This is a genomic window from Mycoplasma sp. P36-A1, assembly GCF_049478495.1.
Classification (GTDB): domain Bacteria; phylum Bacillota_I; class Bacilli_A; order JAJDGJ01; family JAJDGJ01; genus P36-A1.
This window is the reverse complement of record NZ_CP168083.1, coordinates 1,930,755-1,944,660: the sequence shown is the minus strand read 5'-3', so window position 1 is coordinate 1,944,660 and position 13,906 is coordinate 1,930,755. Positions and strand designations below refer to the sequence as shown.

The window sequence follows — 13,906 nt, the reverse complement described above, 5'->3', positions numbered from 1 at the left end:
ACTTATGAATACAGAAAATAAATATAAAGAAGCCGGCGTAGATGTACATGCTGGTTATGAAAGTGTTGAATTAATAAAAAAACATGTAGCTAAAACTAAAAATCTTGGAATGGTTGAAAATATAGGTGGTTTTGGTGCAGTGTTTGATCTATCAGCATATAATTATAAAAAACCACTATTAGTATCTGGAACAGATGGTGTAGGTACAAAGCTAGAAATTGCTAGAGAATTGAAAAAATTAGATACTATAGGAATTGACTTAGTTGGTATGTGTGTAAATGACATTATTACTTGTGGTGCCAAACCCCTATTCTTTCTTGATTATATTGCAGTTGCAAAAAATAATCCAAAAGAAATAGAACAATTAGTAAAAGGAATTTGTGATGGATTAATTCAATGTGATGTTGCTTTGATTGGTGGTGAAACTGCTGAAATGCCAGGTGTATATCAAGAAGGTGGTTTTGATTTAGCTGGTTATGTAACAGGAGCAGTAGAAAAAGATGAAATCTTAAAACCAGATCAAGTCAAACCTAATCAAGTATTAATATCACTACCATCTAGTGGTATACATTCTAATGGTTATAGTCTAGTTCGAAAAATAGTAAAAGATGCGAATCTAGATTACAATGAAATATACCAAGAATTAGATAAAGAAAAAACTTTAGGAGAAGTTCTTCTACAACCAACTAAAATATATGTAAATGAAATATTAAACTTATTAAAACAAGTTGATGTTAAAGGTTTAACTCATGTAACAGGTGGTGGTTTTTATGAAAATATCAAAAGAACTACAAAGCAATATGGTGCTAAAATTGATGAAAATAATTTAAATATACTACCAATATTTAAGTTTTTAGAAGAAAAAGGTAAACTTTTAAGACAAGAAATGTATGGTTACTTTAATATGGGCAGTGGAATGATAGTAATCGTTGAAGAAAAAGATGTTAATAAAACCTTAGAACTATTAAGTGATGCAACAGTAATTGGAAAAGTTGTAGCTGATGGAAACATAAGTGTATGCTAAAAAATGTTGCTGTATTTGCTAGTGGTAATGGAAGTAATTTTCAAGCTATAGCAGATGAAGCTATTAGTAATAATCTAAAGATAAATATAAAAATACTAGTATGCGATAAAAAAGATGCTTATGCTATAACAAGAGCAAAAAAATTAAACATAGAGGTATTATTAGTTGATTATAAAGAAGGAAAAAAAGAAGTTGAGCATAAAATAATAACAGAACTTTCAAAACTAAAGATAGATCTTATTATATTAGCAGGCTTTTTAAGAATATTAAGTAAAGACTTTATAATTAAATATAAAAATAGAATTATCAACATACACCCTTCTGCCCTACCAAAATACAAAGGCTTACATGCAATAGAACAGGCTTTAGAAAATAAAGATAAAAGTCTTGGAGTTACAGTTCATTATGTAGATGAAGAATTAGATAATGGACCAATTATACTACAAGAAATATTCTCAATAGAAAATTTAGATAATCAAAATATTTATAAAAAAGTACATCAAATAGAACATCAAGTATATATTAAAGCTATAAAAAAAGTAACGGAGGAATAATATGCAAAAATATGCCTTAATAAGTATAAGCGATAAAAAAAATCTAGAGATATTAGTTTCAGGATTAATAAGAAATAATATTAAAATAATTGCAACAACATCAACTCATAATGCTATAAAAGATTTAGGTTTTGAAAGTATTAAAGTAGAAGATGTTGCAAGTTTTCCTGAAATGTTAGATGGAAGAGTTAAAACATTACAACCACAAATTCATGGAGGAATACTAGCTGATTTATCAAAAGATAATCATTTAGAAGATTTAAAAAAATATAATATTAATCCTATTTCTATTGTAGTATGTAATTTGTATCCATTTGAAAATGTTCTTTCAAACTATCAAGAAAAACTAAACGATAAATCATTATCAGAAAAAGAATTAAGTAATATTCATGCAGATTTAATTGAAAATATTGATATTGGTGGAGTAACATTAATTAGAGCTGCATCAAAAAATAATAAATTTGTCTCAATATTATGTGATCCTAATGATTATGAAGGTTATGTACAAGCTTTAGATAATCAAACATTAAATATAGACTATAATAAAAAACTTGCATGTAAAGGATTTATTACAACAGCAAATTATGATAGTGCAATAGCTAACTACTTCATGGCATATGAAGAAATAAAAGAGCAATTACTAATCTCTCAACCTTTAAAAGAAAAATTACGTTATGGTGAAAATCCCTTTCAAGAGGCAGCATTTTATGAAAATAAAAATAAAACATCATATAGCCTTAATACATCTACTGTTTTACAAGGTAAACAATTATCATATAACAATGTCTTAGATATAGATTCAGCATATCAAGCAATTTATGAATTTGAAGAACCTACATGTATAGCATTAAAACATAATACACCTTGTGGAATTGGATTTGCAAATGATAGCTTAAATGCATACTTAGATGCTTACAATACAGATCCAATATCAATATTTGGAGGAGTAATTATTTTTAATACTGAAGTTGATGAAAAAACAGCAACTAAATTAGCAGAAATATTCTTAGAAATAATAATAGCTCCAGCTTATACAGAAGAAGCATTAAAAGTACTAAGTAAAAAGAAAAATTTAAGAGTAATATTAGGAAACTTTAATAAAGAAAATATAGACTTTACACAAATAAGAAGTGTAAGTGGCGGATATCTTAAACAAGCCAAACTAGATCAAGAAGTAGGCATTAATGTGGTAACTTCAAATAGTATTGGGTATAATGAAACAAAGATGCTTAAACGTCTTTATCAAAGCGTAAGACATGTGAAGTCAAATGCAATAGTAATAGGACAACAAAATCTAATACTTGGAATATGTGGTGGAATGGTTTCAAGAGTAGATTCAGTAGATGTCGCTTTGAAAAAGGCTCAAAATCATATAAATTACAATAAAGAAATTCCTCTTATGTTAGCAAGTGATGGCTTTTTCCCATTTAATGATATAGTAGATTACTGTATACAGTATAATATTAAATATATCATTCAACCAGGTGGAAGTATAAATGATGAAAAACTAATAAAAGCTTGTAATGAAAATGGAATAAATATGATTTTTACAGGTGTCAGATATTTCAAACACTAAAGGAGAATTAATTATGAAGGTATTAGTTATAGGTAAAGGTGGCCGTGAACACGCCATTGTAGATAAAGTAAGCGAATCACAAATAGTAAGTAAAATATATGCATTACCAGGTAATGTAGGAATGTCTAAACTAGCAGAATTAGTAAACATAGATGTTTACAATAATCAGTTAATAGTTGATTTTGTAATTGAAAATAACATAGAATTAGTAATTATTGGTCCTGAAATTTCACTAAAAAGTGGATTATCAGACATTTTAGAAGAAGCAGGAATACTAGTTTTAGGAGCATCTACAAAAGCTGCACAACTAGAAACAAGTAAAAACTTTGCGAAAAAATTCATGAAAAAATATCGTATTCAAACTGCAGATTATGAATTTTTCACAAAATATGATGAAGCAATACAATATGTAAAAGCTAAAAGCTTACCAATTGTAATAAAATTTGATGGACTAGCAGCAGGTAAAGGAGTTCATATAATTGAAGATCAATCACAAGCAGTAGAAGTATTACAATCATTACTAGTAGAGAAATCAATGGGAGACATTGGAGTAGTTATTGAAGACTTTATTCAAGGTGATGAATTTACATTAATGGCATTAGTTAATGGTTCAAATGTATACCCATTCCAAACATCAAGAGACTTCAAAAGAATTTATGATAATGATGAAGGACCAAATACTGGAGGAATGGGTTCAATTACACCATACAATTCAGTAGATAAAGAAACATATGATCAAGCAGTAGAAGTATTACAAAGAACTGCAGAATGTATGATCGATGAAGGTATACCATATAAAGGAGTACTATATGGTGGATTCATGGTAAACGAAGATGGATTATATGTAATAGAATACAATGCTAGATTTGGAGATCCAGAAACTGAAACAGCTTTGAATAATATCGAAAGTGACTTTGTACAAAATATTTTAGATTTACTAAGCAATGAAGAAGTAAATTTCAAATTCAAAAACCAAGTAAGTGCAGGTCTAGTTCTAAGTTCACCTGGATATCCACGTACACAAGAAGACAATATAGATCTAGTAGAATATTTTAAATTACCGTTTAAAGTATTTGTAATGGGAGCAAAAAAAGATGGAGAAAGAATAGTATCTAGTGGTGGTAGAGTACTATTTATTTTAAATCAAGCAGATACTAGTGTAGAAGCATATAATGAAATGTATGCAGAACTTGCAAAAGTAAAAGATAATTGCTTACACTATCGAAAAGATTTAACAAATTATTAAAACAAAGGCAATAAGTCAATCATTAGGGGTAACAATAGTTACTCCTTTTTTTGTTTAACTACCTTTTTATCTCTATAAAAAAAACATTTCATTATCCTCACAGAGTTAGCTCAACTATAAATAAATGTATATATTGACTTAGTTTCATACAATCACCCTTTCTAATAATGAAAAAGTGAAGTAAATTAATTATATTATGTATTATGTAAAACTTAATTCAAATAAAAAAGCACTATAGTATTATATTTAAGGTAAATGACCCTAATTAATAATATAGTGCTCCAAAACTTATTAAGTTTTAGAATTATTTAAAAATATATCTATGCTTAAATTGTTAGTATAAAGAAAATGATAAATATATGTATTATACCTAAATTAAATTACAATAGTATTTATATTATTGGTTCTACTTGAACAGTTACAGTATCTCCGATATCTTTACTAATCTGTTTTCGAATATCTTTTTTAATACCAATAATATAACATACATTACCTGACTCATCTTTTATTCCCATATTAACAACACTTCCAGTATAATCAACACCATCAAACTTAACATTAACCTTTAAGCGTCCTTTATTAAAGAGCGCTTTTATATTATAAGGAAATAAAACATAAGCCCCACCCTTACCTACTTCTGAACTATAAATTATTGATTCATATTTAAATATCTCTTCCAAAATAATCACCTCTTTATAAATTATAGCACAATATAAATTGATATTATAATTATAATCGTTATTAAAAATATTGACTTCTCGAATAAATATCTATACATTTAGTTGCCTAAAAAAACTATCTAATAAATACACTTAAGTAAAGTAAAAGCAATACACTTAACTATTTGTAAAATATATCTATATAAATAATCTATAAATAATATCGTGTAATATCTAAACTAATAACTAATTAATATTATTTTCAAGTAATTATTTAAAGGCATAGCTAAAAGAATAGAAATAAATAATTACGCTAGGTATAGTAAAAATCAATATAAATCATTGCTTAATAATAACCAAAATAAATAATTAATGATTAAATACATATATAATTATGTATTAAATTGCAAAATAAATAACCAAAAAATAGTTGAATTAATATTGAGTTAATTTATAGATAAAACAATTGTGTTAATAAATTGAATATAAAGACTATTTGTTAAAATATAGTAATAATTAATTGAAAAGTTAACTATATATTAAAAAATAACATTCGTTATCTTAGATAAAAGAAATTAAATTAGTTATTATAATGTATATATTATGTATTTGATGAATTTAAAATAAATGGAGGAAATAAAATGAGGGAACAATTTTTAAAAATTGCAATGAGTGCAATGTTATTCTTTAGTTTTGGGACACTAATGAATAATGACATGGATGTAGAAAGGCATTCATATCTAAGCGTAAGCAATTCAGAAAGTAAAAAAGAAGAATTTAAGAATGAAGTAAGAGATGGAAATAAAACATCTCAAGAATCTGTAGAAAAAGAACAATCAGAGCAATTAACTGATAAGAAAGAAAAAGAAGAAAAAACTAATTTAAAAGATTTAGTTGACCAGACTAAAGTAGTAGAAGAAGCAAGAAAAGCCTTATTTACTAATGTTGAACTAAAGGATACTACTAAGACTCTTAAAATAGAGGATAGCTTAGATTTTATCTTTGACTTTAAACTAGATCATAAAATGTATGTTGATGATAGTGGGATAGAAAACTTTGAATATGATATGTTAATTCCCAATTCATTAAAACTAGATACATCAAATCTAAAAGATCAATTATTAACTACAAAAGAGTTAGTATTTGCAAATATAAAGTATGATGAAAAAACTAGCATTCTTACTTTAGTAATTGATAAAGAAAACATAGACAGCTTAAATAAAGGTAAAGTAGAACTATCATTTACTTTTAATACTTCTAAGGTAAAAGAAGGAGATAAAATAAATTACTCTTTCTTTGACAGTACTGATATAAAAGATATCGAAGTAGATATTGCCTTAGCTGAAATTATAGAGGAAGATAAAGAATCTACTGAAAAAGAATCTGAAAAAGATAATTCATCAGAAGAAAATAAAACTGATGAAAATAAAGAAGAAAATAATAAAGAAAATAAAGAAGAAACAACTAGTAAGAAAGAAGATAGTAATAAAGTTGATGCACTATCTAGTGGTTCTATACCTAATAATAGAAATAACTTAGTTTGTTTATTTAGTAAAGAAGCAGATTGTGGCGGTATAAGTACAGAATTTGATAACGTTGATAGTTTCTTTAACAGTATAAATGTAACTTTTGCTAATGGAAGTGATACTGGTAGTATTGTAGACATTATAAATGTAGAAGTAGATTTCACAATACCAAAATTTGTAATTAATGAAAAATGGACAGATGGATCACACGTTTTTAAAGACGGAATGTTTATACAAACATTGTTACCAAATGAATTAAGTGTACCTGATGAAAAATTTGAAGGAATTATCAAATTTTCAGATAGTGATGAAATTGCTGGAACATTTGTAATTACAAAAGATGATGACAAAAATACATGTAATGAAAATAATGTATGTGAGAAATATTTAACAATATATTTTAATGAAAATGCTGAAAAATATGCACGTGAAAATTCAATGAACGATCTAGAGGGATCAGTATACTTTACAATAAATTTAAATAAGTCAGAAGTTACTAAACCAGGAGAATTAGTATTTAGTATCCCTGGAAATAAAGAAGTTACGGGTTCTACAATATACATACTAAGTAGTGCTAAATCTATGGTAACTAAAACAGAAAATTCATACTTTTCTGAGTACTATGACAAGGATAAACATTTAAATAATAAAGATAAAATAGATTGGGAGATTATTGTAAATGCTCCTAATATGGAAATAAGTTCAAAGTTTAATGTTAAAGACTCTATTAATACTAATAATTTTACAATAGATAGTTATGAAGTATATCAAGTTGAAATAGGATTAGACGGGAAAGTTCTTGAAGATAGTGAAAAATTATTATTACAAGGAACTTTAACTGAAGATAATAAAGTTGTCAAAGGAGAATTTGCCTTTGATAAAACAACTAATACTTTCTTCTTTGATGTAGATAGTTCAGATAATAAAATGACAACAAATGCCTATATGATAAAAATAGCTTCTACACCTATAAGAACTGATTATGATGAAGACAACAATGGAAAACAGTATTTTGAAAATGAAGTATTTTTTAACTATGAAATTATGAATAATGAAGTTCTAAAACCTGAAAGTGATGATGCAAAAGCATCACTATCAATATGGTTTAATAAAGATGTTGATAAAACAGCAACTCCATCAACTCCTTCATACACAGCTGAAGCAAATTCAAGAGAAATAAATTATACATTAGATCTAAATAGATCAGAGGAAAAGCTAAAAGAATTTGATTATAAAGATACATTAACATTTTTAAACTATACTGGTAATTATAAAATAGAAGTATTATCTATGGATTTTGGGTACTACGGGCAATATGGTGGTTTTGAAGTAAAAAATAGCATAGATAAAGATGAATTAAGCAAATTTTATACTATTGAAGATATAACAAAACCAGAAAATACTTATGGTAAAACAATTAGTATTAAAATAGAAGAAGAGGATTTAAAAGAACTTTGCAAACTAGCTAAAAATATAGATGAATATTATTGCGTTAATACTTTAAAAGTAAATTACAAAGTGGTATTTGAAGATGATTATCTAGATGATATATTAATAAGTAACACAATAAGTGGAAAAGATGCGGTAAATGTAAAGAAAGAATCATCTAGTGGCTTAATTGAAAAAACAATTTTCGAAGATGGTTATGGAGGTGTAAATACTTCAAAAGGAATTAACTATAATGATAAAAGAATTCAGTGGAGAATAAATATTAATGGTTATCGTCATGATATGGGAGATAGTCCAAGTATAGTTGATAGTTTACCAACTGGCACTGAATATATAGATAAATCAATGCATATCCAAGCGCATAACATCGAAGTATCATATGGTAGTAAAAATAAAGATAAAATTACTGGTATACTATGTGACTCTAATATAGCAGGTGATGGTCCATATGATAAACAAGTTAAAAATTGTGTTAATAATAGTTTATATTTGAGTGAAAGTGCAGATACTAATTATCAAAATATTATTATTGCACCTTATACCCTAAGCTATAATAAAACTTCTAATCAAATCACAGTTAAATTTAACTTTGCTGATAATAAAGAAGAAAGCAGTGCTACTAATGGTATAAAAATATATCAATATAATCCTAGTAGTAAAGCTATTAGTGAATATAAAGGTTATTCTGATGTAAGTGTCAATAATAAATCTTTAAGTAAAGCTGCTATAAATATGTTTTTCCAAACTACTTATGATCCTGTACACATCACAAAACAGTGTTTAATAGATAATGCAAATCAAAATAGTTGTAGAACATTAACTAATAAAGCTACTTTGAATATTGGTGAAAAGAAATATAAGGCTGATAATAATGTAAGACTTAATAATGAAACTAAGAATAATGGAAGTAAGAGTGGAGAGTATACTGAAAGTACTAAAAATTTTAACTGGAATGTTTACTTTGACTATAATGATATAGGCGTTAATAATGGCTTAAATAATGAGAAAGCAGTATTAGTAGATGAATTAACAGGATATCATGAAATTTATACTGATGATCTGACTTTTAAAAACTTTACACTAACTAATTCTGGTGATATAAATAATTATGGTGAAGGTATTACTTTAAAAGATATTGCAACGAATATAGGAGTAGATATTAGTACTTTATTTGAAATTGAATATCTTGATAGTAAATATAAGATTGTAGCTAGTTTAGATAATCCAGCAATTATAGAACATACTAGATTAACATTAAACTTAGATGTTATTTTAAAATCAGATTGGTACCAGGATGGAAAAACTAAATTCACTTTTGATAGAATGGCTATAGAATTTAGTACTGAAATAGCTGATGGAGTATATCGTAGTAAAGATTATTCTAATAAAGCAACTTTAACTACATATATTAATGGTACAGATACGTCTAAAGAATATAGTACTACAGTAAATGGATCAACTTCAGTACCTAATGGTGGTCAATTTATTAATAAAACTGGAGTGCAATCTCAAAATGGAGAAGTAACTTGGAATGTAGTAGCTAATAAGAGTTTATCAAGAATAGGTAATATTAAAATAACTGATACAATTTCAAGTAATCAAGTACTAAAAAATGACTCTGTTAAGGTTTATTATGCTAATGATAAATTTGAAGCTACAGATGAATTAAAAATAGAGCATTTTAATATTAATAATAAAGAACACTTTGATGTAGTGCTTAATGAAGATGGTACCACAACTCTTAATTTTAATTTTAGCAATGATTTAAAATTAGAAGGAGATGCATTAGTTATAGTATTTAAGACTAACTATGTTTATCTTGGATTTGTTGATCAGTCAGAAAAATTAACTAATAATGCAACTATAGATTATAATACAGAAGGTTATGAAAAAGGTGAAACAAAGGAAGATGTAGTAGTAAAATATCGTAGTGGTAATGGAGTTATCTATGCAACATCACATGATAGTGTAAAATTAAAGATATTTAAAACTACTGAAGACAAAAAGACTCCTTTAGAAGGTGTTAAGTTTGTTGTTGAATTAGTTGATGAAAATACTAAACCTACAGGTTTTGAATTCGAAGGAGAAACTGATAGCAATGGAGAAATAAATTTTGATCAAAGGTTTGTAAGAGGTCAAAACGTTATAATCAAAGAAATTGCGGCACCAGATGGTTATGTAATAGATAAAGAATTATATGATGGTAAAACTATACAACTTGATTCAGAGAATAATAATATGATTTATCTCTTTAGTGTTAGTAATGATAAAGTAAATGAATTAGAGCTAGATAAAAGAATTCATAATTTATATGTTAATGAAAACACTAGTGATGAAATTAAAAGAGCAAAAGAATTAGAAATTATAGAAAATCTAAAATTTGATTTATTTATTTTAGATAGTAATAATAATACTTGTGAATTTGAGCAAAAACCAAATAATGGTAATCCTTATACAGTAAATAGTAATGGTAAAATAAATCTAGGAAGACTAGCAGTTGCAAACTATAAGCTAGTAGAAAGAGAAAACAGTTCTACGGTAATAGATGAAAACCCATACTACTTTGCAGTTGAAAAAGATATATATGGACAATTACATATAGTATCTTATACAGGAGATTATGATTATTCTACTGATAATAATTGTGATTTTACTATTGATCTTAATAGAGAAGATAAAGTTAAAGATATACTAAACTACTTAGGTAAAGTTACTCTTACTAAAAAAGACACTGATGGTAATTTATTAAAAGGTGCAATTTTTGAATTATTTAAAGAAAATGATCAAAATAGTGCAAATAGTATAGGGGTTTATGAATTTAAAGATAATAGTTCAATAACTGTTAATAATCTAAAGCCTGGTAATTATTATTTTAAAGAAATTAAAGCACCAGAACTACACCAAATAAGTGATGAAAAAATTGAATTTATAATTAGTAATACAATGACAACTGGTTCTAGTAGTACATATATAATAAATAGAGATGTTATAAATAAAAAAATGGATCCAGTACATATTGATAAAAAAGTAGTTGGTATTGAAAATTTTGATAATAATACAAAGTTTGAAATTCTTGAAGGAGCTAAATTTAACTTAACTAAATTAATTAGTGATAATTGTGATAATGATGTGTTAAATATAGTATCTAGTAATAGTTTAGGTCAAATAGAATTGGGAGTTTTAAGTGTTGGGAAATATTGTATAACTGAAATAGAATCAACAAATTCAGTTATTGATACTAAGCCACTAAGATTTGAAATTATCTATGATCAAGGCACTAAAAATAATAAGGTAAAATTAAATAATGAATATAATGCACCTGTATTTCTTAATTATTTAGGTAGAGTTGAGCTTACAAAAATTGATGAAAAATCTAATGAACAACTAATGGATGGAACATTTGAATTATATAAGCAAAAAAATGATGTTGCTGGTTTAGATGATGAATTAAAAGGTACTTATACTTTATCAAAAGATATAACTACTATAATAGTTAATAACTTAGTACCTGGAAAATATTATTTTAAAGAAACAGTAGCTCCAGATGGTTATAAGTTACCAAAACAAAATTTTCCATTTGAAATTATAAAAGAATTAGATTCAGGTACAAAAGAATTTGGAAATAAAATAGATATCAAACTTAATGTTGAAAATACTCAATTTGAAGAAGTAGGTATTAATAAATATGGAATAAATAATAAAAATAGTTCTAAACAGCCGTTAGGTGCAGGATATGAGTTTAATTTATATAAACTTAACTCTAATCAAAATACTTGCGATGTATTGAATAGTAATCAATTAGTAACTAAAGATAATGTAGCTAAAGTATTTATAAGTGATGCTAGTGGATATATAAACTTAGGTAATATTGATGTTTCTAAATACTGTTTAAAAGAAATAAAGGTACCACATGATAGTAAATATGCTATTAATCCAGAAGCACTATTACTTGAAGTGCAAATAAAAGAAAACCAAGATAATATTCAGGAAAAATACATAGTTAATGTAGATACAGTATACTTTGAAAATTACTTAGGAAAAGTTGAACTTACTAAAACGTCAGAAAATGGTAAGTTGAACAAAAAGTATGCTAAAAATGCTAGATTTAATTTATACAAACAAGTTAGTGATTCAATTGATCTTACTAATGATACTCTTATTGAAAAAGATTTATCTTTAAATAGTTCTAATAAGATAATAGTTAATAATCTTGCAGTAGGTAAATACTATTTTATAGAAACTAAAGCACCATTATTGCATATATTAGATTCTACACCTTTAGCATTTGAAATAGTAGAAAGTCCAGAAAAATTAAAGCAATTAAATGTTACTACTACCTTGGATAATAAACTGATGTTAGATTTAGAAATAACAAAAAAAGGTTATGTAGATGGAACAAATGATGTAACTATAAAAGGAGCTAACTTTGACTTATATAAAGCTACAAATAATACGTGTGATACTTTAGGTAATAAAGAGAATACTGAGATTTTAGTAAGTGATGATAATGGTAAAGTTAACCTTGGACTATTAGAGGTTGGTAGTTATTGTCTACAAGAAACAGGATTTAGTGAAAACAGTAATAATGATGGTTATTTACTAAATACAGCACCACTATTGTTTGAAGTAATTTATAATAATGAACAAGGAAGTTCACATGTAATTAAAAATGATGAAAATACTAATGAACAACCAATATTTTATAACTATAAGAAACAAGCTAAGTTATTTAAGATAGATAATGAATTAGTAAATTTAGTTGGAGCACAATTCCAAGTATATAAATATACTGGAGAAAAAGGAAATATTAATGAAGATGAATTAGTTGATACAATTGATTGTGATGGAACTGGTATTTTCCATTCAAAAATGTTATCAACTGGTAAGTACTATTTCTATGAATCAAAATCTCCTGCAAATTATCTAAAATCAGATGAATTATATTATTTTGAAATTAAAGAAGAGATGTCAGCAACTTCAGTTGAAGATATCTTTGAAGCTGAGTTTAGAGCTATAAACTTAAGAGTTGGTGGACTTGTAATAAGAAAAGTTGATGAAAATGGACAGCCTCTTGCCAATGCACAGTTTAAAGTATCTAAAGAAAATAATGAAGTTGTAATTTCTAATGTAATGTCTGATGAGAATGGTTGGATAGCTTTAGGAAATCTAGAAACTGGAGATTACATTATAGAAGAATTAAAAACATCAAGTTCTGATTATATGTTAAATACAGAAAAACTATCTTTCAAAGTAGTGTTTGATGTTGAATCAAATATGGATGTAATTGAAGACTTTGATAATACTAAATTTGTAAATTATCAAGGGAAACAAAGACTAGTTAAAGTTGATGGAAATAATAAAGAATTAAAAGGTGCTACTTTTGGCCTTTATGATAACAATAATGTCTTAATTAAAAATATTGATATGAAGGAATTGTCAATTGTTATAATAGATCAATTAGCTCCAGGTAATTATAAGTTAAAAGAACTTGAATCACCAGATGGATATCAATTAAATGAAAAAGAGTTTATGTTTTATATTCCTTCTAAAAATGAAGGTGATATGGACAATGATTATTTAAATAAGAATCAAATAATAGTAGAAAATATTGTAAGTGAAGATAAAGAAACTGAAGAATCAGATGTTGTAGATTATGATAGCACTGAAGATTCAACTACAGAAGATTCTAGTACTGATAATGATGATAATCAAAGTAATTTACCATCATCAGGTAGTATGTTACTTGCAATTGCTATTGTGTTTATGGGAAGCACAATAATAATATATTATATTGATAAAAAAGTAAGCTAACAAGCGCTCAAAAACGGGGATTATCAAATTCCCCGTTTTTTTGTTTTATTAAAATATAAGT

At 26.1% G+C, this 13,906-nt stretch carries 6 protein-coding genes; 5 read left to right on the top strand and 1 reads right to left on the bottom strand.

The features are described from left to right. Positions 1-4 precede the first annotated feature (4 nt). From purM to purD, 4 genes are read left to right on the top strand one after another with little or no spacing between them, the layout of a single operon-like run. Positions 5-1,024, top strand: a complete 1,020-nt coding sequence (gene purM, locus ACD762_RS09470; protein ID WP_423363754.1) for a phosphoribosylformylglycinamidine cyclo-ligase — start codon at positions 5-7, stop codon at positions 1,022-1,024. Then, positions 1,018-1,578: a phosphoribosylglycinamide formyltransferase gene (purN, locus tag ACD762_RS09465; RefSeq protein ID WP_423363753.1), complete on the top strand. Its 561-nt coding sequence runs from the start codon at positions 1,018-1,020 to the stop codon at positions 1,576-1,578. Before purM ends, purN begins: the two co-directional genes overlap by 7 nt. A gap of 1 nt (position 1,579) precedes the next feature. Beyond that, positions 1,580-3,154 (top strand): bifunctional phosphoribosylaminoimidazolecarboxamide formyltransferase/IMP cyclohydrolase, encoded by a 1,575-nt coding sequence (gene purH / locus ACD762_RS09460; RefSeq protein ID WP_423363752.1) that lies wholly within the window; start codon positions 1,580-1,582, stop codon positions 3,152-3,154. Between the two features lie 13 nt (positions 3,155-3,167). Beyond that, positions 3,168-4,400: a phosphoribosylamine--glycine ligase gene (gene purD, locus ACD762_RS09455; RefSeq protein WP_423363751.1), complete on the top strand. Its 1,233-nt coding sequence runs from the start codon at positions 3,168-3,170 to the stop codon at positions 4,398-4,400. A 392-nt stretch (positions 4,401-4,792) separates the two neighbouring features. Here purD and ACD762_RS09450 read toward each other — a convergent pair whose 3' ends face one another. Next, positions 4,793-5,080, bottom strand: coding sequence for a DUF1905 domain-containing protein (locus tag ACD762_RS09450; protein ID WP_423363750.1), 288 nt, complete (start codon positions 5,078-5,080; stop codon positions 4,793-4,795). Between the two features lie 620 nt (positions 5,081-5,700). On the opposite strand from ACD762_RS09450, the gene ACD762_RS09445 reads away from it, so the two are divergent. Beyond that, positions 5,701-13,845, top strand: a complete 8,145-nt coding sequence (locus ACD762_RS09445) for a SpaA isopeptide-forming pilin-related protein (protein ID WP_423363749.1) — start codon at positions 5,701-5,703, stop codon at positions 13,843-13,845. The last annotated feature ends 61 nt before the right edge of the window (positions 13,846-13,906 follow it).